Raw genomic sequence first — 20,133 nt, forward strand, 5'->3', positions numbered from 1 at the left:
GAGCGGGACGAGCGAGTGCGGGACCGTCGAAGTCGGGCGCAGTTGCGCACCCCTCGACCGGCAGGAGCCATCATGACCATCACCCAGACCTCTCTCGACGCTGACGAGCAGCACGGCCGCGATGCGGTCCGTCCGTTCCGCGTGGACGTCCCGCAGGCCGCTCTCGACGATCTGCGCGCGCGTGTCCGGGCCACGCGATGGCCTGACCGGGAGATCGTGGACGACGCCTCGCAAGGCGTCCAGCTCGGGGTCCTCCAGAACCTCGCTGCGCATTGGGCCGACCACTACGACTGGCGAGGAGTCGAGGCGCGCCTGAACGAGCTGCCGCAGTTCGTCACCGAGATCGACGGGGTCGACATCCACTTCATCCATGTCCGGTCGCCCCGCGAGGATGCTCTGCCGATGATCGTGACGCACGGATGGCCCGGATCCGTCGTCGAGCAGATGAAGATCGTGGGGCCGCTCACGGACCCGCAATCCCACGGAGGGGACGCTGACGACGCCTTCCACCTCGTGATCCCGTCGCTGCCCGGACATGGGTTCTCCGGCAAGCCGACCGAGACCGGATGGGACCCCATCCGGATCGCGAAGGCGTGGATCGAGCTGATGCGACGACTCGGCTACGACCGCTACGTCGCGCAGGGAGGGGACTGGGGCAACGCGGTCACCGAGCAGATGGCGCTCCTCACGCCTCCCGGCCTCGTCGGCATCCACACGAACATGCCCGCGACCGTCCCGGACTCGATCCAGGAGGCACTGACGAGCGGCGCATCGGCGCCGGAGACCCTGTCGCCGGAGGAGCACGGGGCGTGGGACCAGCTCGCGTTCTTCTACGCGCATGGGCTCGCCTACGCGCAGGAGATGAGCAACCGACCGCAGACGCTCGCTGCGACCGCTGACTCACCCGTCGGACTCGCCGCCTGGATGCTCGATCACGACGCACGCAGCTACGACCTCATCGCCCGCGTGTTCGGCGGCGCATCCGAGGGGCTGTCGAAGGACGACGTGCTCGACAACGTCACGCTGTACTGGCTGACCAACACGGCGGTGTCGTCGGCGCGCCTCTACTGGGAGAGCAAGCTTCCGTTCTTCGCGCCGAAGGGCGTCACGATCCCGGTCGCCGTCAGCGTGTTCCCTGACGAGATCTATGCCGCGCCGCGGAGCTGGGCGATGAGCGCGTATCCGAACCTCATCCACTTCAACCGGCTCGACCGTGGCGGCCACTTCGCCGCGTGGGAGCAGCCGCAGCTGTTCTCGCAGGAGCTGCGTGCCGCGTTCCGGTCCCTCCGATGAGCCGGGAAGGCACCGCGACGGGCGGTTCGGCAGCTATGAGCCCTTCGGGGCTCGGGGCGATCTCGCAGGTGCGCGTCGGCGATCTCGACATCGGGTTCGCGGACCTCGGCCCGGTCGGAGGGCGGCCGGTCGTGCTGCTGCACGGGTGGCCATACGACATCCACAGCTACGCAGACGCCGCTCGGATCCTGGCGGATGCCGGTTGTCGCGTCGTCGTTCCGCACCTCCGCGGATTCGGCACGACGAGGTTCGTATCGCCGGCCACCCGCCGCAACGGACAGCAGGCGGTGTTCGCGCGGGACGTGATCGGTCTGCTGGACGCGCTGCAGATCCAGGATGCCGTCATCGCCGGCTTCGACTGGGGCGCCCGGACGGCGAACATCGTGGCGGCCCTGTGGCCCGAACGGTGCCGCGGTCTGGTGGCCGTCAGCGGGTATCTGATCGGAAGCCCCGAGGCGAACGCGTCGCCGCTGGCGCCGGCGGCAGAGCTCTCATGGTGGTACCAGTTCTACTTCGCCACCGAACGAGGGCGCTCGGGATACGAACGGTACCGAGACGACTTCGCGCGGCTGATCTGGCAGACGGCATCGCCCGGATGGAAATTCGACGAGGGAACCTTCGCCCGAAGCGCGGCATCCTTCGCCAATCCTGATCACGTCGACATCGTCATCCACAATTACCGATGGCGGCTGGGCTTGGCCGAGGGTGATCCTGCGCACGACGACCTCGAGCGGCGCCTCGCTGCGCGGCCGACGATCGCCGTGCCCACGATCACCATGGAGGGCGACGCGAACGGCGCCCCGCACCCCGTCGCGTCGACGTACCGCGACCGCTTCATCGGAGCCTACGAGCACCGGATCGTGGAGGGCGGCGTCGGTCACGATCTCCCTCAGGAGGCACCGCTCGCTTTCGCCGACGCGGTGCGGGATGTGGAGCGTCGTGCCGCGGGTGTCTCGAGAGGGGCGGCGGCGCATGTCCGAGCCTGAAGGGGATCCGGGCACTGCAACGCCCGCCGGGGCGCTGCGGCCGAAGACCCGCTCGGTCGCCCACCGCCGAGCGGGAGAGGACGTTCTGCCCGTCGAGGGCCGGCTCGGCTCGTTCGATCGGGCCCGCGGATGGCTCAACTCGAAGCCGTTGAGCTCGGACGCCCTGCGCGGACGGGTGGTCCTCGTGGACTTCTGGACGTATACATGCGTGAACTGGCTGCGCACTCTTCCGTACCTCAAGGCATGGAACGCGAAGTACGCCGCGTCCGGGCTCACCGTCGTGGGCGTGCACACCCCCGAGTTCCGATTCGAGCGCGACCTGTCGAACGTGATCGCGCGTTCCCAGGATCTGGGAGTGGACTACCCGATCGCCATCGACGACCACTACGGCGTATGGGAGGACTTCGCGAACCACTACTGGCCCGCTGTGTACCTCGCCGACGCGCACGGTCGCGTGCGGTTCCATCACTTCGGCGAGGGCGAGTACGCCATGACCGAGATGGCGATCCAGCAGCTTCTCGTCGAAGCCGGCGCGGAGATCGATCTCGATCTGGTGGACGTGGAGCCTCGCGGTCTCGAGGTCGCCGCGGACTGGGCGTCGCTCGGCTCGCCGGAGACCTACCTGGGCTATGACCGTGCCGACGGCTTCGTGGGCGGGATGTCTGCTCCGTACGACCGACCGCACTCCTTCCCGCCGGCCGGCCGGCTGGGCCGCAACACCTGGAGCCTCGAGGGGGAGTGGTCGGTGACCCGCGAGGCCGTCGAGGTGGCGGCGCCCGGAAGCCGGCTGTCGTTCGCCTTCCGGGCCCGCGACGTGAACCTGGTCGCGGCTCCCGCGCCGGGGCGTGCCGTCCCCATCCGTGTCACCCTCGACGGTGCGCCGATCGGCATCGACCATGGAGCCGACATCGACGCCGACGGCCGCGGCACGATCGTCGACGCGAACACCCTTCAACTGGTTCGGCAGACGGGCGCCGTGGTCGATCGCGTGGTGCAGATCGAGTTCCTCGAGGCGGGTGCGGCAGCGTACTGCCTCACCTTCGGCTGAAGACGAGCCGGGAGCGATCCGTGTACCCCGTATCGGTCGTGGCCTGGACGGTGGCCTTCGTGCTGGTCACCGTCACGGTGACCGGCCTCTCGCGGCGTCTGGGATGGTCGGCACCCGTCATCCTCGTCGCCGTCGGCGGCGCCGCGTCGTACCTTCCCGGGATCCCGGCCATCGAGCTGGAGCCGGAGCTCATTCTCTTCGGGGTGCTGCCGCCACTGCTGTTCGCCGAGGCGGTCCGTACCTCGTTCGTCGACATCCGCCGTCGGCGCGACAGCATCCTCATCCTTTCCGTAGGCACGGTGCTCTTCACCGTCCTTGTCGTCGGGCTCACGGCATGGGCGCTGCTGCCCGTCATCGGACTCGCGGCGGCGTTCGCCTTCGGCGCGGTCGTCGCGCCCAACGACACGGTGGCTGTCGAGGCCGTGGCCAGCAGGATCGGCCTTCCTCGACGCGTGGTGACGGTTCTGGAGGGCGAGAGCCTGCTGAACGATGCTGCCGCGCTCGTCGCCCTCCACGCCGCCGTGCTCGCGATGTCCGCGAGCGTGAGCGCGCAGGCCGTCCTCGGCGAGTTCGTCCTCGCAGTGGTCGTGGGCGTCGGTGTCGGCTTCGTCGTCGGCTGGGTGATGGCTGCGGTCCGGTCTCGGCTGGACTCCGTCGTGCTGGACACCAGCCTCGCCCTCATCACGCCCTATCTCGCCTTCATCGCCGCCCAGGCCTTGCTCGGCTCCGGCGTGCTCGCGGTGGTCGTCGCCGGTCTGTATCTCGGGTACCGATCACCGATCGTGCAGTCCGCGCCTGCCCGCATCGCCGAGACGGTGAACTGGCGCACCATCCAGTTCCTTCTCGAGAACGCCGTCTTCCTGCTCATCGGACTCAATCTCTCCAGCATCGTCGCGGGGGCTGTGCAGACCGGACCCGGGCTGTGGCCCACGATCGGGATCAGCGCCGCCGTGCTGGCCGCACTCGTCATCGCTCGCTTCGCGTTCGTGCTGTCGGTGGCCCTGCTCTTCCGGAAAGGCCCACGGCGCCTGCGGGAGCAGAACGTGCAATGGCGCAACGCCGTGGTCATCGCCGCAGCGAACGTGCGAGGGGTGGTGACGCTCGCCGCGGTATTCCTGCTCCCGCCCGACACTCCGTACCGCGAGTTCCTCCAGTTCCTGGCGTTCGTCGTGGTCGTCGGCACCCTGCTGGGAGGGCTGACCCTGCCGGCACTGGTGCGCCGGCTTCGCCTGCCCCCGCCAGACCGCGTGCAGGAACGGATGCAATGGCAGCTGTTGATGGCCGAAGCGCAGAGCGCCGGTCTGGAGGCGCTCGATGACGCGGTCACGGATGCCGACGAGGAGCGCGTCGTCTCGCAGCTTCGGATCAACGCGACGCTGATCTCGGACTCGATGGAGCGGCGATCCTCGGCTTTCGATTCCGAGTCGTTGATCACCGCCTATGCGCGGCTTCGGGCCGCCATGCTGCGCGCCGAACGCGAGACCGTCCTCGCCGCGCGAGCGGAAGGCCGGTTCTCCGAACCGGCGGTCAAAGGCGCTCTGCGCGCCATCGACGCGGAGGAGCTCGCGTTGCGCGCTACGGCGGCCGGCCAGGACCCGCCCGATCCGGCGCGTTCGCCGGATCGCACCGATCCCACTGCTCGAGGAGGACGAGATGAAGCATTCAGACCCCAGGGCGCAGGCTCTCCCGGGAACGGGGCCAGAGGACAGCGCACGAGAGGCGCCGCGAGCTCGTCGCCACACTCGCCGCCGAGACCGCCGGGCCGTCGAGAGGTATGAGCGGGCATCGACCGGGGCCGTGTTCGGGGCGCCGGTGTCGCCGGCCGAGGTCCACCGGTTCGAGCAGCTGACGATCGCGGAGCTGGACCTGCTGTGGGCCCGATCGCTCCAGGGTCGCCGCCGGCTGGCGGCTACCGGAATCACCGATCGTCCTGTTTCGGAGAGGGCGTCGCAGAGGTGGCTCTGGTGCTTCTTGGCGTCGTTCTCGGCGGGCGCCTTGGGCCCGGGCGCGTGGTGCGGCATGATGTGGCCTCACAGTCGCTGATCGGCGGGTCGGTGTGGGTGCGTGTGTGCCGGATTCGGCGCTCGCGGTGGTGCGGGGTTCGAGGATGGAACCATGACCGATGAGCGGATCACGTCTTTCACCCGGGCAGGCCTGCGGTTCGATGTCTCCGACACGGGACCCCTCAAGGGTGAGCTCGTGCTCCTCCTGCACGGATTCCCCGGGTCTCGGCGCACATGGGGTGAGGTCAGTTCGCTTCTGAACGCCGCGGGACTTCGAACGATCTCTTTTGACCAACGGGGGTACTCCTCGGCTGCTCGCCCGAAGCGTCGCCGCGACTACCGAGCGCGGGAGGCGACCGACGACGTGATCTCGCTCCTCGACCAGATGGGAGCGCACCAGATTCACCTCGTCGGACACGATTGGGGAGGTTTCGTCGCGTGGCGGCTGGCGGCCGCCGCACCCGACCGCTTCACCGGCATGACGATCCTGTCCACCCCGCACCCGCGGGCGCTGCTGCGGTCCACGTTCTCTTCGGCCCAGGCTCTGAGGTCGTCGTACATCGCCTTCTTCCAGTTGCCCGTCGTGCCCGAGATGGTGCTGCGTCGGACGTTGGATGGTCTGCTTGCCGCAACGGGTCTTCCCCGACCGTTCGCGGCGGACTATGCCTCTTTCATGAGGGCACGGGGTGCTCTTCGTGCGGCGCTGCACTGGTATCGAGGCATGTGGCTGCCAGACGGCCGAGCGAGTCGCGCGGCGCGTGGTTCGGCTCGGGTTCCGATCGTCTACCTGTGGGGCCGGCGGGACCAGGCCCTGGGCCGGCGGGCGGCACACTTCACCGGGCGCTACGTCGATGCTCCGTACCGGTTCGTCGTCCTCGACGAGAACCACTGGCTTCCTGAGCGAGTCCCTGAGCGCATCTCCGAGGAGATCGTAGCGAGCGTCCGGCGGGAGACTGCCCCGTCCGAGTAGCGATCAAGGCCCCGCAGACGGGTCTCACCTCTCCTGGTGCTCCGCGGTGGCGTAGCGCGCGACGATCGTCTGCGCTGCCTCATCGATCGCCCGGAGCGTCTCCTCCTCGGTGATCGACCAGGTGCCGTGCACCAGGCGTGGCCAGAAGATCGCTGACGCGATCATGCCGAGAAACTGCGTCGCGGCGACCTCGGAGTCGTCGGTGTCGCCGGAGCGTGCGGTGCTCACCTGGCGGAGGTAGCGCCGCAGCGACTGCAGGACGGGGAGCGTTCCGAAGTCGAAGGTGCGCTCGCGCAGTTCGGGGAAGCGCGGCGACTCCGCAATGATGGTCCGCATCAATCCCAGCATCTGCGGACGGACGAGCACCTCGGCGTAGGCACGGCCGAGGTGGATGAGTCCTGACAGCGAGTCGTCGCCGGGCGGGTCGACCGGTGGAGTATCGGGTGCCTTCCCAGCCGCGAGCACAGTCGCTTCGAAGAGTTCCGCCTTAGACGGGAACTGCTTGAACAGCGTCGCCCTGGAGACGCCGGCGCTCTGCGCCACCCGCGCGAGGGAGGTCCGGTCGTAGCCGATCTCGAGGAACAGCCCGGCGGCGGCGTCGAGGATCGCACCGCGGTTGCGCGCCGCGATGGCCCGATGGTACTCGGAGGGCTCGGGCGTCATGCGACCCAGTATCGCACGAGTGGTGAGTCGGTTGACTCACCTCTGGGGATGGGGCACTCTTAGAGGTGAGACAACCGACTCACCACCCAGAGCGAAGGAGAAGACAATGGCGACGATGATCCACGCGACGGTGACTCTCGACGGTTTCATGGCCGACGCCGACGGAGGCGTCGGCTGGATGTTCGGCATCCCGACTGCTCCCGAAGACGAAGAGGTTGTGGCGAACGCGATGAGCAGAATCGGTGCCGTGGTCGGCGGAGCCAACAAGGCGCAGACGGTTGAGGACGGAGAGGAGCCCTACGGTGGCGCGCTCGAGGTTCCGGTGTTCCTGATGACGCGCTCGCCGCACGAGCCGATCGAGAAGGACGGCACGACGTACACTTTCATCGTCGATGACATCGCCCTCGCCATCGAGACCGCTCAGGAAGCCGCAGGCGACAAGTGGGTCAGCGTGCTCGGCGGCAGTGTTTCGCGACAGTGCCTTCAGCTGGGAATCGTCGACGAGATCCACCTCCACGTCGTTCCGGTGCTTCTCGGCGACGGCATCTCTCTCTTCGCCGGACTGGGGCAGCGCGTCGATCTCGAACGCCTCGAGACCTCAGCCTTCGCTGCCGAAGCCCACCTGACCTATCGGGTCCTCCGCTGAACCCAGCGCTCGAAATCAGGGGCCGGCGGCCGGGGGAACGATCGTCCGCATGACGGTCTTGCTCTTGCCGATGTGCCGCTCGAACGTGAATCCGGCCTTCTCGAACATCGCCCGCGTCCCGTTGTGCAGGAACGAGGACGACGTCTTCTTGCCGGGGACGAGCTCGTTGGGGAACGAGACCACCTCGCCTCCGCCGGCCTTCGCGATCAGCTCCAGCGCGCCGTCCAGCGCCTCGCGCGCAACCCCCGACCGCCGGTGATCGCGGTCGACGAAGAAGCAGGTGATGCGCCACGGAGCCGGACGAGTCTCGTTCGCGTCGTACTGCTTGCGGTGGTAGATGCCCGGCAGCTCCACGGGACTGCCGTACTCGCACCACGCGATGGCGTGATCGCCGTCGAAGACGAGTGCGGCGTGCGCGACGCCCTCCTCCACGAGGCGCCGCTTGAAGGTCGGCCCGTCGTGTTCGCTCTTGACGGTGTGCTCCGTGTCGCCGTGGAAGTACGAGCAGTAACACCCACCCCACACTCCGTTGTGCTTCTGCGCGAGTGCGAGCCACGCCGGAAACGTCTCCGGAGTGAGCGGCTTGATGACATGCGACGTCACGATCGACCCACCGCCTCTGTATCGGTCGAGGGCCTTGCGGCGACTCGGTTCTCACGCGCCGGCGCGAGGTCCGCGCGCCGTGGCGCCAGTCTGCCGATCGGTGGGAGCCCTGGCAAGAGCGCGGCGTTCGCCCCGAATCAGCGTCGCCCACGGATGGCAACCCCCTCGCGAGAACCTCGCGTTCCGATCGATGCTCGGAGCATGACCGATCGAGACGACGTGAAGCAGCCCAACGACCACCTGCCGCCGAAGGAGGAACGCGACCAGGCGGACGCCGTCGAAGAGCCGCGCTATCCCGGGCAGGACGGCGTCGAAGGCGAATCGCCGGTGAACCCCGAAACCGCCGCCGAACCCGACAGGCCCCTTCCTCACGGGGTCGACAAGATGCGGCCGTCCGGACGGTGAGCATCCGGCGAGCGCTGCCCGAGACCGCGGACGGCGCTCGCCGAGTCACGTTCCGACGCGTTCGTCAACCCCCATTGTGCTGGCGTTCCTGGCGTCGATCGTAGAGGCCCATCACCTCGCGAAGTCGCCGCCGACCAGGAGGGAACGCCCATGCGCACCCACGCACCCGCCGATCAGATCGCTTCCGCACCGCCGCAGCGCCGGCGACCCGAACTCCTCTGGGTCGGCGAGGGCGGATGGGTCGCCTGCGATCCCGAAGCGGACGCCGACGATCCAGGACGGGTTCTGGCCTACCTCGAGTGCAAGGACTCGGTCGTCTACGTCCTCTTCGTCAGAGGACGGACGGAGGTCGTCGAGTTCGAGTCGCTGCGCGCGGCGATCGATGCCGTCGACGCGATCCTGGTGGGCGGTGTGCGCGCCAAGAAGCGGCCGATCTCGATGCGGTGACGACGCCGCCGCTCAGGCGACCTGATGTGCTGGCGCCGATCTGCTCCTATGATGTCGGCGTGGAGGCTCTCAGAGCCGATGTCGTCCAAGACATCCGCTTCGCGCGCTCGGCAGACGGCGTCGGGATCGCCTACGCCGTGCACGGATCCGGGCCGCCGCTGCTGATCGACGCCTGCTGGCTGAGCCACCTGCAGTTCGACTGGGAGAGCCCCGTCTGGCGTCACTACCTCGTCGAGCTCGGCAAGATCGCGACCGTCATCCGTTACGACGAACGGGGCCACGGGCTGTCGGACCGTGGCGTCACCGACCACAGCCTCGAGGCCCGGGTGGGCGACCTCGAAGCCGTCGTCGAGGATGCCGGACTCGACCGGTTCGCCCTCATGGCCATGGCGCAGGGCGGCCCCATCGCGCTCGAGTACGCGGCCCGGCATCCCGAGCGCCTGACCCGGCTCGCGTTCTACGGGAGCTATGCGGGAGCGCAGGCCGGAGCGTCGAAGGAAGAGCTGGAGCTGCTCGAGGCGTTCGAGGCCCTCATCAGGGTCGGCTGGGCGCGTCCCACCTCCGAGTTTCGTCGGGTCTTCAGCAGCATGATGATCCCGGGCGGCACCGAGGAGCAGATGCGCTGGCTGGATGACCTGCAGCAGATGGCCTGCGACACCGAGACGGCGGTGATCTCACGCACGCAGCGTCAGGTGTCGGACGCCAGCTGGCGGATGCCCGAGCTCGACCTGCCGACCCTGGTGATCCACAGCCGGGGCGATCAGATGAACGACTTCCACCACGCACGGGAGCTGGCCGCCGGCATCCGCGGCGCCCGGCTGGTCGCGCTCGACAGCAACAACCACATCGTCCTCGCCGACGAGCCGGCGTGGCCCGCGTTCATGGGCGAGATCACGCGGTTCATGGAGCCTGACCGCGAAACCGCTCTCGCCGATCCGCCCGAGGACGTCGCCGCGTTGATCTCACTGCGAGAGCTTGACATCCTGCGGCTCGCGGCCGCCGGATACGACAACGACGCCATCGCGGCCGAGCTCTTCCTCTCTGTGCGGACCGTGGAGCGGCACCTCCAAAACGCTTACGCGAAGCTTGGGCTGAGCGGACGGACCGCCCGCACCGCCGCCGTGGGGCGCCTGCTGTCGGGCACGTAGCACTACGCGTCAGCCGCCACTCGGCCCTCCTGCGGGCGCAGGCGTTGCGCGTCGGCGCCGATGTGGCGCGGGATGGCTGCTTCCTACCGTGGTGACATCACCCACCACAGGAGGAACCAGATGTCATCCTTTACCAGCACCACCGGCACGATCACGGCGACGGACGAGGACCGCACCCTCAAGGCGAAGCACGCAGCGATGTGGGCGAGCGGGGACTATCCGGCCGTCGTCGACCGAATCGTCCACCCGCTCGGCGGCATCCTCGTCGACGCCGTCGATGTCTGCACCGGACAACGCGTGCTCGACGTGGCGGCCGGCACCGGCACCTCGGCGATCCCGGCCGCCCGGCGCGGCGCCGAAGTGATCGCGACGGACCTCACTCCCGAGCTGCTCGCCGTCGGACGAGGCCGCGCGGAGGCGGAGGGGGTCGACCTGACGTGGCAGACCGCCGACGCCGAAGCGCTGCCGTTCGCCGACGCCGACTTCGACGTCGTTCTGTCGAGCATCGGCGTGATGTTCGCCCCGCATCACCAGCTGGCCGCAGACGAGCTCGTGCGCGTATGCCGTCCGGGCGGGACGCTCGGAGTTCTCAGCTGGACGCCGAGCGGCTTCATCGGGCAGCTCTTCGCGACGATGAAGCCCTACGCGCCGCCGCCCCCTCCCGGTGCCTCACCGGCCCCGCTGTGGGGCAGCGTCGAGCACGTCCGGGCGCTGTTCGGCGATCGGGTCGAGGAGGTCGTCGCGCGGCAGCAGACCCTGCAGGTCGCGGGATTCGCGACGGGCGCGGACCTTCGCGACTTCTTCAAGGCCACCTATGGTCCGACCATCGCCGTCTACCGGTTCATCGCCGACGACGCCGCGAAGGTCGCGAAGCTGGATGCCGAGATCGCCGCGTTGGCCGATCGGTTCTCCGACGGCGGGGTCATGCCGTGGGAGTACCTCATCGTCACCGCGAGACGTCGGGAGGAGCGACCGTGAACCCGCTGATGATCGGCGGGCTGCTGCCCGACGGCCGCCGAACCAGTCAAGAGGCAACCGCCCGTCATGCCGCACTGGCGGCCCGTCGGCGTCCGGTGAAGACCGCCCGCCCTCGGTTCGTGGCCTGGCGCCTCGTTCCGCAGACGTGAAGGAAGCGACGCGCCATGGTTCTTCTTCTCGCTCTCGTGGTCATCGCCGTCGGCGCCGCTCTCAGCGCCGTCGTCGTCACCATCCGCGACACCCCGCGCCGGGTGCGGACGATCTGGTCGTACGACACCCGCACTCCATCCCTCTGACGATCGCGCAGCGAACCCTCACTCCCCGACCGGGGCAGCGGGGGTTCGCTGTCGTTCGTTGCCGGAAAGGGCGCGGCTCTGCCACGCTGACGGCATGCCTGGCCATCGCTCGCCCCTGCTCGCCCTCCTCGTTTCGGGAGCCTTGCTGCTCACGGGCTGCGGCTCGGCGGCGGCTGCGCCGACCGCTGCGCCGACGCCCAGTGAGACCCCGCCTCCGGTGACCGCGGTGGATCTCGCCGCGGGCGAGGATCACGACGGTGTCGACGTCGAGGTCGCAGGACCCTCGCAGGTCGTCTTCCGCGAGATCACCCTTCGTCCCGGCGCCGGTACCGGCGAGCACTGCCACGCCGGACAGCTCATCGCAGTCGTCGAGCAGGGCGCTCTGACCCACTACGCGCCGATCTACCCGACCGGCGTGCACATCTACCGCGCCGGTGACGCGATCGTCGAGGGCGCCGGGTACCCGCATCAGGGGATCAACGAGGGTGACGAAGACGTCGTCCTTCTCGTGACGTACGTGATCGCCGAAGGTGAGCCGCTCGCCCAGACCGACCTCAGCCAGTGTGACGCGGTCGAGGCGCACTGACCCACCCCGGCCACAATCACGCGCCTCGTCTCAGGCGTCCGGAACGAAGAGCGCGACGGCGTCTGCCACGAGCGCCGGGCGCTCAGAGCCCTCGAGCTCGACCGTCGTGCGCAGCACCACACGGTGCCCCTGCGGAGTCGCGTCGACGGACGCGACCTCGGTCACCGCGCGGACGCGCGAGTCGACGACCACCGGCTGCAGGAACCTGACTCGGTCGAGGCCGTAGTTCACGACCATCGACGTTCCATCGACAGCGAGAAGACCGGCCGTGAGTCGGGGAAGCAGTGACAGAGTGAGGTAGCCGTGGGCGATGGTGGCGCCGAAGGGACCGGATGCCGCGCGCTCGGCGTCGAGGTGGATCCACTGCCAGTCCTCGGTGGCGTCCGCGAACGCCTGGACGCGCTGCTGATCGACGGTGAACCAGTCGCCGGTGGCCGAGCGCCCGACGGCATCCGTCAGTTCAGTGGGGGAGTCGAGTGAGATGCTCATGCGCGCGGACCTCCCGCGACGTAGAGCACCTGGCCGGAGACGAAGCCGGCCTCTTCCGAGCAGAAGAAGGCGGCGGCGGCCGCGATGTCTTCGGGATAGCCCGCGCGCTGCACCGGGATCTCGTTCGCATTGTGGGCGATGAAGTCCTCGAAGCTGACACCGAGGCGGTCTGCTGTCGAGCGCGTCATGTCGGTCACGATGAAGCCGGGCGCGATCGCGTTCGCGGTGACCCCGTACCGGCCGAGTTCGATCGCGAGCGTCTTGGTGAAGCCCTGCATCCCCGCCTTGGCGGCGGCGTAGTTCGCCTGCCCGCGATTGCCGAGGGCCGACGTCGACGACAGGTTCACGATGCGGCCCCAGCCCTCCTTCACCTGGTGCTCCTGCACCGCGCGCGTCATGAGGAAGGCGCCGCGCAGATGCACCGACATCACCGCATCCCAGTCCTCCTCGGTCATTTTGAAGAGCAGGTTGTCACGGATGATGCCGGCGTTGTTGACGAGGATCGTCGGCGCCCCGAGCTCTTCGGCGACACGGGCCACGGCTCGCTCGACCGACGCGGCGTCCGACACGTTCGCGCCGACGGCAAGCGCCCGGCCCCCGGCATCCGTGATCGCGGTCACCGTGCCCGCGCACTGCGATTCGTCGAGGTCGAGCACCGCGACGGCGTGTCCGTCGGTGGCGAGGCGCTGCGCGGTGGCCGCGCCGATGCCGCGCGCGGCGCCGGTGACGATGGCGATTCTGGTCATGCGTCTTTCCTTTCGAGAGATCGGGCGGGGTCGAACGTGATCAGCTGGCGCAGCTCTCCGCCCGCGGCGAGCCGGTCCATGGCCGCGTCGATGTCGCCGAGGCCGATGCGAGACGAGACGAGACGTTCGAGCGGCAGGCGTCCGGCCCGCCAGAGCTCGATGTAGCGGGGGATGTCACGGCTCGGCACGGCCGACCCGAGGTAGCTGCCGACGATGGTGCGCGCCTCGGCGGTGAGCTGCAGCGGTGACACGCGCGCACGCGCGTCCGGCGCCGGCAACCCGACGGTGACCGTCGTGCCGCCCGGTGCGGTGAGTGCGAGCGCGGTCTCGAGGGCCGGCGCCGCTCCGGCGGCCTCGACGACCACGGGCGCGCGGATGCCGCGGTCCACGGCATCCGCGGGCGTGAGCGCCTCGACGGCGCCGCACGCGCGTGCGAGATCGAGCTTGCCGGGCACGGTGTCGACGCCGATCACGTCGTGGCCCAGGGCGACGGCCACCAGCAGGGCGGCCATGCCCACTCCGCCGAGGCCGACCACGATGACGCGGTCGTCCTGCGCCGGTCGGCCGGCGTTGATCACGGCGCCGCCGCCCGTGAGCACGGCGCAACCGAGCAGGGCGGCGATGTCAGCAGGGACGTCGGCGTCGACCGGCACGACCGACGTGCGACTGACCACCGCGTGGGTCGCGAACGCCGACACGCCCAGGTGGTGGTTCACGGGCTCCGCACCGGCAGCAGTGGCGCGCTGCAGGCGGACGCCTCCGCCGATCAGCGTGCCGGCGTTGTTCGCCGCCGTGCCGGGGGCGCACGGCAGGCGGCCGTCGGTGCGGCATCCCTCGCAGTCGCCGCAGCGGGGAAGGAAGGTCATCACGACCCGGGCGCCCGCTTCGACGTCTGTCACTGCGTCGCCGACGACCTCGACGATGCCCGCCGCCTCGTGGCCCAGCAGCATCGGGGTCGGGCGCACACGATTGCCGTCGACGACGCTGAGGTCGGAGTGGCAGACGCCGGCCGCCTCGATGCGCACGAGGAGCTCGCCCGGTCCCGGCGGATGCAGCTCGAGCTCGCCCACGGTGAAGGGGTGGGACTGAGCGTAAGGCGCCTCAGCGCCTGAGCGCTCCAGCACAGCTCCGGTGATCAGCATCCGACCTCCTCGTCGAGTTCGTCCTGGTGTGCCGGCATCGTCGCCGGGTCGACGCGTGCGCCGATGGAGTCCACCATACCGACCAGGCGGTATGTTCGCGAATCGCGCGAGACGCCGAAGCCCTCAGCTGTCGAGGCGCTCCCGAAGTCGGCGGGCAACTTCGGCGGTCGGCATCGCGCGCGGGAACACCGCGACGACGACATCATCATCCCCGCTCGCGGCGGAGGCGCCGTCCGTCCGAGGCAGGACGCCGAAGCGGCGTCGCGCGTCGTCGAGAGCCGTGCGCAGCACCGAGACCGGCACCTTCTTCGTGCCGCGCAGCAGCTGGCGCAGCACGTGATTGTGGATCGCGGTGATCAGCGCCGAGAAACCCACGGCATCCAGGGGATCCAGGCCGGGCAGTGACGCGCGGAGGTATTCGTCGAACAGCCGCTCATAGCGGAAGACCGTGACGATCTCGCGATCGCGCAGCGCGGGCACGCCGCGCACGACGGCGTAGCGCCGCCGCGCGAGCTCGGGATCCGCCACGAAATGGGTGTACACGAGGACGGATGCCTCGCACACGGCCTGCCAGGGATCGTCGTGGGGCTGGGCGAGGAACGCGCGCAGTCGGTCGAGCTGCACCTCGTGATCGGCGAAGACGACGTCGTCCTTCCCGCCGAACTGCCGGAAGAACGTCGAGCGCGAGACGCCCGCGGCCTGGGCGATCTGCTCGACCGACGTCTGGTCGAAACCCTGCCGGGCGAACAGCTCGAGGGCGGCGGCCACGACGGCCGCGCGCGGCGCGGCCTGTGAGGCGGGGGCGGCAGCAGTGTCGGACATCTCGGGGAGAGCCTAGTCCTCGCGCGCGCTCGGCTCGCACCCGGGAGAGGGCCTGTCAAGACGCTGGATGATCGGCGCCGGGGCGACTTCACTGGGGAGATGACGACTGGGGGAGTGACGACTGGGGAGATCATGAGCGGGGAACGGATCACCGGGGCGATGACGCCGATCTGGAAGCTCGATTCCGAACGGGTGAGCGGCACGCCGTTCGAGACGGGCACGCATCGCGACGTCGTCATCGTCGGCGCCGGGTTCACAGGTCTGGCAACCGGACTGATGCTCGCCCGCGCGGGGCGCGACGTGTCGATCATCGAGGCGGGGGAGGTCGGCGAACTCGCGTCGGGAGCCAACACGGGCAAGCTCTCGCTTCTGCAGGGCTCCACGCTCTCGACGCTGCGCCGCCATCACCCGGCGCGCCTGGTGCGGGCGTATGTCGATGCCAATCGCGACGGCGCAGAGTGGCTGACTTCCATGGCCGACGAGCTTGGCGTGCCGTTCTCGCACCGCACCTCTTATTCGTATGCGCAGACGTCCGACGGGGTGGGGACCGTGGACGCCGAGGTGCGCGCGGCCCTCGAGGCCGGTCTGCCGGTACGACGGGTCGAGCCCGACCTGCTCGCGCAGTCACCCTTCCCCGTCGTGGATGCCGTCACCTTGGACGAGCAGGTCGCGATCGATCCTCAGCAGATGCTGATAGCGCTGGCGCGGGCGTATCTCGCCGCCGGCGGGGTGCTGCACACCGGCGTGCGCGTGACCCAGGCCCACACCGCGCCGCGCGCGGGCGTCGAGACCACCCAGGGCTACGCCGCCGCCGACCAGGTCGTGCTCGCCACAGCGACACCGATCATCGACCGCGGTCTCTATTTCGCCAAGGTCCGCGGACTGCGCTCCTCGTGCGTGGCGTTCGCCACCGACGCGCCTCTGCCGGAGGGCCTGTACCTCTCGGTGGACGGTGAGACCAAGTCGGTGCGCTCGATCACGCCCGCCGACGGACCGGCCGGCGCCGCCCAGCTCATCGTCGGCGGGAACGGCTTCCCGGTCGGACGCTCGGAGTCGCCGGCCGAGCGCGTCGACGAACTCGTCGCGTGGACGAAGAACCACTTCCCGGGCGCAGAGCCCGTGGCAGCGTGGTCGGCACAGGACTACCAGTCGCACGACCTCATCCCCTTCGTGGGGGCGATGCCGCGCGGGCTCGGGCGGATCCGCTTCGCGACCGGCTACGGCAAATGGGGGCTGTCGAACGCCCCCGCTGCCGCCTTGCGGATCGTCTCGGAGATCCGCCGGGTGCCGCGACGGGACCGACCCGACTGGATGAACGTCATCTCGACCCGTTTCACGGTGCCCGCCGACCTCGCGCGCGGCGGCGTCGAGAACCTCCGCGTCGGCTGGGAGGCGGCATCGGGATGGCTCGGCGCGCAGGCGGTGCCGGCGCCGGTGCACAGGCCGGGCGAGGGAGAAGGCGTGGTGGCGAACCGCGCCGGGCATCCGGTCGGCATCTCCACCGTCGACGGCGTCACGCGGGCCGTCAGCGCGGTGTGCCCGCACCTCGGCGGCGTACTCCGGTGGAACGACGCCGAGCTCACATGGGACTGCCCGCTGCACGCCTCGCGGTTCACCGCGCAGGGGAGCCGGATCGAGGGCCCGGCGCTGTGCGACCTCGCGCGGCTGCCCCGTGTTCCGGGCGAGGAGATCGACCAGACCGTTCCTACGCCGGGATGACGCTCCTCGGCCGTCTCTGCGCACATCCTTCACGATGCGTTGAACGCTCGTGCGGACCGCTGCGGTCGGGGGCGTCCAGCCAGCGGTAGTAGGCTGGGGAACTGGTCGATATCTCGACGTCGAGACGCTTTTCGCGTCGTCCCACCCCATTCGCCACCTGCGAAGGAATGCACTGTGGATCTGTACGAGTACCAGGCACGTGACCTTTTCGAGAAGTACGAGGTGCCGGTTCTCGCCGGCATCGTCGCCGACACGCCGGAGGAGGTGCGGGCCGCGGCCGAGAAGATCGGCGGAGTCGTCGTCGTCAAGGCGCAGGTCAAGACCGGCGGCCGTGGCAAGGCCGGCGGCGTGAAGGTCGCGAAGACCCCCGACGAGGCGTACGAGGCCGCGAAGGCCATTCTCGGCCTCGACATCAAGGGCCACGTCGTCAAGCGCGTCATGGTCGCGCAGGGCGCGCGCATCGACAAGGAGTACTACTTCTCCGTGCTGCTGGACCGCGCGAACCGCTCGTACCTGTCGCTGTGCAGCGTCGAGGGCGGGATGGAGATCGAGGAGCTCGCGGTCGAGCGTCCCGAGGCTCTCGCACGCATCGACGTGAACCCCGGCACCGGGATCGACAAGGCGAAGGCCGTCGAGATCGCCGAGGCCGCCGGGTTCGACGCCGCGCTCGTCGACAAGGTGAGCGACGTCTTCGTCAAGCTCTACAACGTCTACAAGAGCGAGGACGCGACCCTCGTCGAGGTCAACCCGCTCGTCCTCACCGAGGAGGGCGACATCATCGCCCTCGACGGCAAGGTCACCCTGGACGAGAACGCCGAGTTCCGCCACGCCGGTCACGCCCTGCTCGAAGACAAGGACGCCGCCGACCCGCTCGAGGCCAAGGCCAAGGAGAACGACCTCAACTACGTCAAGCTCGACGGGCAGGTCGGCATCATCGGCAACGGTGCGGGCCTGGTCATGTCCACCCTCGACGTCGTCGCCTACGCCGGCGAGAACCACGGCGGCGTCAAGCCCGCCAACTTCCTCGACATCGGCGGCGGCGCATCGGCCGAGGTCATGGCCGCGGGACTGGACGTCATCCTGGGCGACCCGCAGGTCAAGAGCGTGTTCGTCAACGTCTTCGGCGGCATCACCGCATGCGACGCGGTCGCCAAGGGCATCGTCGGCGCCCTCGCCGAGCTCGGCTCGACCGCGTCGAAGCCGCTCGTCGTGCGCCTGGACGGCAACCGCGTCGAAGAAGGTCGCAAGATCCTCCAGGACGCCAACCACCCGCTCGTCACCCTGGCCGCCACGATGGACGAGGGCGCCGACAAGGCCGCCGAGCTCGCCAACGCCTGACGCTTCGACGAGCTCAGCGACCGGATAGAAAGAACAGAAATGTCGATCTTCCTCAACAAGGACTCCAAGGTCATCGTCCAGGGCATCACCGGCGGCGAGGGCACCAAGCACACCGCACTCATGCTCAAGGCCGGCACCGATGTCGTGGGCGGCGTGAACGCGCGCAAGGCCGGCTCCACGGTGCTGCACAAGGACAAGGACGGCAACAGCGTCGAGCTGCCCGTCTTCGGATCGGTCGAAGAGGCCATCGAGAAGACCGGGGCCGACGTGTCGATCGCGTTCGTCCCCGCCGCCTTCACGAAGGCCGCGATGGTCGAGGCCATCGACGCCGAGATCCCGCTGCTCGTGGTGATCACCGAGGGCGTGCCCGTCGGCGACTCCGCCGAGGCGTGGGCCTACGCGACCGCGAAGGGCAACAAGACCCGTATCATCGGGCCGAACTGCCCGGGCATCATCACGCCCGACGAGTCGCTGGTCGGCATCACCCCGGCCAACATCACCGGCAAGGGCCCGATCGGACTCGTGTCGAAGTCGGGCACCCTGACGTACCAGATGATGTTCGAGCTGCGCGACATCGGCTTCTCGACCGCCATCGGCATCGGCGGCGACCCGGTCATCGGCACGACGCACATCGACGCGCTCGCCGCGTTCGAGGCCGATCCCGAGACCAAGGCGATCGTGATGATCGGCGAGATCGGCGGCGACGCCGAGGAGCGCGCTGCCGACTTCATCAAGGCCAACGTCACCAAGCCGGTCGTCGGCTACGTCGCGGGCTTCACCGCCCCGGAGGGCAAGACGATGGGCCACGCCGGCGCGATCGTGTCAGGTTCTGCCGGAACCGCGCAGGCCAAGAAGGAGGCCCTCGAGGCCGCCGGCGTCAAGGTCGGCAAGACGCCGTCCGAGACCGCCGCCCTGATGCGCGAGATCGTCGAGTCGCTCTAGAGCTCCTGAACTTCTGAAGGGGCGGATGCCGCAGCCACAGGCTCGGCGTCCGCCCCTTCTCGAATTCGCGCGGCGTGCCGTCAGCCGGCGTTTCCGGCCAGCTTCGACAGCACGCCCGCGCGGGTCTCGTCTTCGCTGGCCAGCACGCCGCCGTTGGCGACGTGGTCGGCCGCGACCTCTTCGAACATGATCCGCACATCCTGCCGGCGTGCGCCGAGCGCCTCGACGGCGGCGCGCGTGACCTCCTCGGCGAAGCGGCGGCGCTGGTCGACCGTGCGACCGGGAAGAAGCTCGACTCTGATGTTGGGCATACCTCGACGATATGGGTGATGCGCCGGACTGCTCGTCGCCGACCGTATCGTGGAGTCATGCCGCTGACCGGAGAGTACAAGCCGTCCACGTCCGAATGGGCCCGCACGCAGGCCGAGAGATACGAGGCCTCGAACGGGCAGGAGGCGAACACGCTGCGGGGTGTCCCGATCATCGTCCTGACCACCGTGGGGGCGAAGTCCGGCGCTCTGCGCAAGACCGCGCTCATGCGCGTGGAGCACGAGGGACGGTACGCTGTCGTCGCATCGAAGGGTGGCGCACCCGACGAGCCGAAGTGGGCCGAGAACATGCGCCGGCACTCGCACGTCGAACTGCAGGACGGCGCCGCCACGCGCGACTACACCGCGCGAGAGCTGTCGGGCGACGAGCGATCGGAGTGGTGGGCGCGTTCGACCGCGGTGTGGCCGGACTACGACCGGTACCAGACGAAGACCGACCGGCAGATCGCCGTGTTCCTGCTGGAGCCCCACGACGCCTGAGGACCGGCAGATGACGAGCGCTGCCTGATCGAGGACGGGGGTTCTCGAGACACG

24 protein-coding genes are annotated in these 20,133 nt (G+C 69.4%); 17 read left to right on the forward strand and 7 right to left on the reverse strand.

The window, feature by feature from the left end:
• The first annotated feature begins 72 nt into the window (after positions 1 to 72).
• From WYM_RS06585 to WYM_RS19505, 5 genes are all read left to right on the forward strand, one after another.
• Positions 73 to 1,293, forward strand: a complete 1,221-nt coding sequence (locus WYM_RS06585) for an epoxide hydrolase family protein (protein ID WP_019180034.1) — start codon at positions 73 to 75, stop codon at positions 1,291 to 1,293.
• A gap of 35 nt (positions 1,294 to 1,328) precedes the next feature.
• Positions 1,329 to 2,279, forward strand: coding sequence for an alpha/beta fold hydrolase (locus WYM_RS19490; RefSeq protein WP_019180035.1), 951 nt, complete (start codon positions 1,329 to 1,331; stop codon positions 2,277 to 2,279).
• Positions 2,266 to 3,327: a redoxin family protein gene (locus WYM_RS19495; RefSeq protein WP_019180036.1), complete on the forward strand. Its 1,062-nt coding sequence runs from the start codon at positions 2,266 to 2,268 to the stop codon at positions 3,325 to 3,327. Before WYM_RS19490 ends, WYM_RS19495 begins: the two co-directional genes overlap by 14 nt.
• Positions 3,328 to 3,347: 20 nt before the next feature.
• Entirely contained in the window at positions 3,348 to 5,105 is a 1,758-nt protein-coding gene (locus WYM_RS19500) for a cation:proton antiporter (RefSeq protein WP_019180037.1), read from the forward strand.
• Between the two features lie 337 nt (positions 5,106 to 5,442).
• Positions 5,443 to 6,300: an alpha/beta fold hydrolase gene (locus WYM_RS19505; protein ID WP_019180039.1), complete on the forward strand. Its 858-nt coding sequence runs from the start codon at positions 5,443 to 5,445 to the stop codon at positions 6,298 to 6,300.
• Positions 6,301 to 6,324: 24 nt separating this feature from the next.
• Here the strand turns inward: WYM_RS19505 and WYM_RS06615 are convergent, their stop codons facing one another.
• The gene (locus WYM_RS06615; RefSeq protein WP_019180040.1) at positions 6,325 to 6,963 is read right to left on the reverse strand and encodes a TetR/AcrR family transcriptional regulator; all 639 of its coding nucleotides are present in this window, start codon (positions 6,961 to 6,963) and stop codon (positions 6,325 to 6,327) included.
• 106 nt (positions 6,964 to 7,069) lie between these two features.
• Here WYM_RS06615 and WYM_RS06620 point away from each other — a divergent pair, with 106 nt between their 5' ends.
• Positions 7,070 to 7,609, forward strand: a complete 540-nt coding sequence (locus WYM_RS06620; protein WP_019180041.1) for a dihydrofolate reductase family protein — start codon at positions 7,070 to 7,072, stop codon at positions 7,607 to 7,609.
• A gap of 15 nt (positions 7,610 to 7,624) precedes the next feature.
• Here the strand turns inward: WYM_RS06620 and WYM_RS06625 are convergent, their stop codons facing one another.
• Complete coding sequence (locus WYM_RS06625; protein ID WP_019180042.1) at positions 7,625 to 8,212, reverse strand: GNAT family N-acetyltransferase; 588 nt, start codon at positions 8,210 to 8,212, stop codon at positions 7,625 to 7,627.
• A gap of 201 nt (positions 8,213 to 8,413) precedes the next feature.
• Between WYM_RS06625 and WYM_RS06630 the strand changes: the two genes are divergently transcribed.
• The 7 genes from WYM_RS06630 to WYM_RS19510 all read left to right on the forward strand — a co-directional run bounded on the left by WYM_RS06630 (position 8,414) and on the right by WYM_RS19510 (position 12,072).
• Entirely contained in the window at positions 8,414 to 8,617 is a 204-nt protein-coding gene (locus WYM_RS06630) for a hypothetical protein (protein ID WP_019180043.1), read from the forward strand.
• 150 nt (positions 8,618 to 8,767) lie between these two features.
• Positions 8,768 to 9,064, forward strand: coding sequence for a hypothetical protein (locus WYM_RS22175; RefSeq protein WP_019180044.1), 297 nt, complete (start codon positions 8,768 to 8,770; stop codon positions 9,062 to 9,064).
• A 59-nt stretch (positions 9,065 to 9,123) separates the two neighbouring features.
• Positions 9,124 to 10,212: an alpha/beta fold hydrolase gene (locus WYM_RS06640; protein ID WP_026059620.1), complete on the forward strand. Its 1,089-nt coding sequence runs from the start codon at positions 9,124 to 9,126 to the stop codon at positions 10,210 to 10,212.
• Positions 10,213 to 10,332: 120 nt separating this feature from the next.
• Positions 10,333 to 11,190 (forward strand): class I SAM-dependent methyltransferase, encoded by an 858-nt coding sequence (locus WYM_RS06645; protein WP_019180046.1) that lies wholly within the window; start codon positions 10,333 to 10,335, stop codon positions 11,188 to 11,190.
• Positions 11,187 to 11,339: a hypothetical protein gene (locus WYM_RS21690; RefSeq protein WP_019180047.1), complete on the forward strand. Its 153-nt coding sequence runs from the start codon at positions 11,187 to 11,189 to the stop codon at positions 11,337 to 11,339. Before WYM_RS06645 ends, WYM_RS21690 begins: the two co-directional genes overlap by 4 nt.
• 15 nt (positions 11,340 to 11,354) lie before the next feature.
• Positions 11,355 to 11,486 (forward strand): hypothetical protein, encoded by a 132-nt coding sequence (locus WYM_RS22355; protein ID WP_019180048.1) that lies wholly within the window; start codon positions 11,355 to 11,357, stop codon positions 11,484 to 11,486.
• Positions 11,487 to 11,580: 94 nt separating this feature from the next.
• Positions 11,581 to 12,072, forward strand: a complete 492-nt coding sequence (locus WYM_RS19510) for a cupin domain-containing protein (RefSeq protein WP_019180049.1) — start codon at positions 11,581 to 11,583, stop codon at positions 12,070 to 12,072.
• A gap of 30 nt (positions 12,073 to 12,102) precedes the next feature.
• Here the strand turns inward: WYM_RS19510 and WYM_RS06665 are convergent, their stop codons facing one another.
• The 4 genes from WYM_RS06665 to WYM_RS06685 form a co-directional block, all read right to left on the reverse strand.
• The gene (locus tag WYM_RS06665) at positions 12,103 to 12,561 is read right to left on the reverse strand and encodes a MaoC family dehydratase (RefSeq protein WP_019180050.1); all 459 of its coding nucleotides are present in this window, start codon (positions 12,559 to 12,561) and stop codon (positions 12,103 to 12,105) included.
• The gene (locus WYM_RS06670; protein WP_019180051.1) at positions 12,558 to 13,307 is read right to left on the reverse strand and encodes an SDR family oxidoreductase; all 750 of its coding nucleotides are present in this window, start codon (positions 13,305 to 13,307) and stop codon (positions 12,558 to 12,560) included. The genes WYM_RS06665 and WYM_RS06670 overlap by 4 nt, the downstream gene beginning before the upstream one ends.
• Complete coding sequence (locus WYM_RS06675; RefSeq protein ID WP_019180052.1) at positions 13,304 to 14,449, reverse strand: alcohol dehydrogenase catalytic domain-containing protein; 1,146 nt, start codon at positions 14,447 to 14,449, stop codon at positions 13,304 to 13,306. The genes WYM_RS06670 and WYM_RS06675 overlap by 4 nt, the downstream gene beginning before the upstream one ends.
• A gap of 123 nt (positions 14,450 to 14,572) precedes the next feature.
• On the reverse strand, positions 14,573 to 15,271 hold the full coding sequence (locus WYM_RS06685) for a TetR family transcriptional regulator (protein ID WP_019180053.1): 699 nt from the start codon (positions 15,269 to 15,271) through the stop codon (positions 14,573 to 14,575).
• Positions 15,272 to 15,370: 99 nt separating this feature from the next.
• On the opposite strand from WYM_RS06685, the gene WYM_RS19515 reads away from it, so the two are divergent.
• The 3 genes from WYM_RS19515 to sucD all read left to right on the forward strand — a co-directional run bounded on the left by WYM_RS19515 (position 15,371) and on the right by sucD (position 19,270).
• Positions 15,371 to 16,990: an FAD-dependent oxidoreductase gene (locus WYM_RS19515; protein ID WP_237739330.1), complete on the forward strand. Its 1,620-nt coding sequence runs from the start codon at positions 15,371 to 15,373 to the stop codon at positions 16,988 to 16,990.
• A 174-nt stretch (positions 16,991 to 17,164) separates the two neighbouring features.
• Positions 17,165 to 18,328 (forward strand): ADP-forming succinate--CoA ligase subunit beta, encoded by a 1,164-nt coding sequence (gene sucC, locus WYM_RS06695; RefSeq protein WP_019180055.1) that lies wholly within the window; start codon positions 17,165 to 17,167, stop codon positions 18,326 to 18,328.
• A 39-nt stretch (positions 18,329 to 18,367) separates the two neighbouring features.
• Positions 18,368 to 19,270, forward strand: a complete 903-nt coding sequence (sucD, locus tag WYM_RS06700) for a succinate--CoA ligase subunit alpha (RefSeq protein ID WP_019180056.1) — start codon at positions 18,368 to 18,370, stop codon at positions 19,268 to 19,270.
• A gap of 80 nt (positions 19,271 to 19,350) precedes the next feature.
• Here sucD and WYM_RS06705 read toward each other — a convergent pair whose 3' ends face one another.
• A complete protein-coding gene (locus WYM_RS06705; RefSeq protein WP_019180057.1) occupies positions 19,351 to 19,581 on the reverse strand; it encodes a tautomerase family protein in 231 nt (76 codons plus the stop codon).
• Between the two features lie 57 nt (positions 19,582 to 19,638).
• Here WYM_RS06705 and WYM_RS06710 point away from each other — a divergent pair, with 57 nt between their 5' ends.
• Positions 19,639 to 20,079, forward strand: coding sequence for a nitroreductase family deazaflavin-dependent oxidoreductase (locus tag WYM_RS06710; protein WP_019180058.1), 441 nt, complete (start codon positions 19,639 to 19,641; stop codon positions 20,077 to 20,079).
• Positions 20,080 to 20,133: the final 54 nt, after the last annotated feature.

Source organism: Microbacterium yannicii PS01 (assembly GCF_000304335.1).
In the GTDB taxonomy this organism is placed as follows: domain Bacteria; phylum Actinomycetota; class Actinomycetes; order Actinomycetales; family Microbacteriaceae; genus Microbacterium; species Microbacterium yannicii_A.

Bases quoted from the DNA above. Each gene is read 5' to 3' on its own strand.
- WYM_RS06585 (WP_019180034.1), top strand. From the start codon at position 73: ATGACCATCACCCAGACCTCTCTCGACGCTGACGAGCAGCACGGCCGC.
- WYM_RS19490 (WP_019180035.1), top strand. From the start codon at position 1,329: ATGAGCCCTTCGGGGCTCGGGGCGATCTCGCAGGTGCGCGTCGGCGAT.
- WYM_RS19495 (WP_019180036.1), top strand. From the start codon at position 2,266: ATGTCCGAGCCTGAAGGGGATCCGGGCACTGCAACGCCCGCCGGGGCG.
- WYM_RS19505 (WP_019180039.1), top strand. From the start codon at position 5,443: ATGACCGATGAGCGGATCACGTCTTTCACCCGGGCAGGCCTGCGGTTC.
- WYM_RS06615 (WP_019180040.1), bottom strand. From the start codon at position 6,963: ATGACGCCCGAGCCCTCCGAGTACCATCGGGCCATCGCGGCGCGCAAC.
- WYM_RS06620 (WP_019180041.1), top strand. From the start codon at position 7,070: ATGGCGACGATGATCCACGCGACGGTGACTCTCGACGGTTTCATGGCC.
- WYM_RS06630 (WP_019180043.1), top strand. From the start codon at position 8,414: ATGACCGATCGAGACGACGTGAAGCAGCCCAACGACCACCTGCCGCCG.
- WYM_RS22175 (WP_019180044.1), top strand. From the start codon at position 8,768: ATGCGCACCCACGCACCCGCCGATCAGATCGCTTCCGCACCGCCGCAG.
- WYM_RS06645 (WP_019180046.1), top strand. From the start codon at position 10,333: ATGTCATCCTTTACCAGCACCACCGGCACGATCACGGCGACGGACGAG.
- WYM_RS22355 (WP_019180048.1), top strand. From the start codon at position 11,355: ATGGTTCTTCTTCTCGCTCTCGTGGTCATCGCCGTCGGCGCCGCTCTC.
- WYM_RS19510 (WP_019180049.1), top strand. From the start codon at position 11,581: ATGCCTGGCCATCGCTCGCCCCTGCTCGCCCTCCTCGTTTCGGGAGCC.
- WYM_RS06665 (WP_019180050.1), bottom strand. From the start codon at position 12,561: ATGAGCATCTCACTCGACTCCCCCACTGAACTGACGGATGCCGTCGGG.
- WYM_RS06670 (WP_019180051.1), bottom strand. From the start codon at position 13,307: ATGACCAGAATCGCCATCGTCACCGGCGCCGCGCGCGGCATCGGCGCG.
- WYM_RS06675 (WP_019180052.1), bottom strand. From the start codon at position 14,449: ATGCTGATCACCGGAGCTGTGCTGGAGCGCTCAGGCGCTGAGGCGCCT.
- WYM_RS06685 (WP_019180053.1), bottom strand. From the start codon at position 15,271: ATGTCCGACACTGCTGCCGCCCCCGCCTCACAGGCCGCGCCGCGCGCG.
- WYM_RS19515 (WP_237739330.1), top strand. From the start codon at position 15,371: ATGACGACTGGGGGAGTGACGACTGGGGAGATCATGAGCGGGGAACGG.
- sucD (WP_019180056.1), top strand. From the start codon at position 18,368: ATGTCGATCTTCCTCAACAAGGACTCCAAGGTCATCGTCCAGGGCATC.
- WYM_RS06705 (WP_019180057.1), bottom strand. From the start codon at position 19,581: ATGCCCAACATCAGAGTCGAGCTTCTTCCCGGTCGCACGGTCGACCAG.
- WYM_RS06710 (WP_019180058.1), top strand. From the start codon at position 19,639: ATGCCGCTGACCGGAGAGTACAAGCCGTCCACGTCCGAATGGGCCCGC.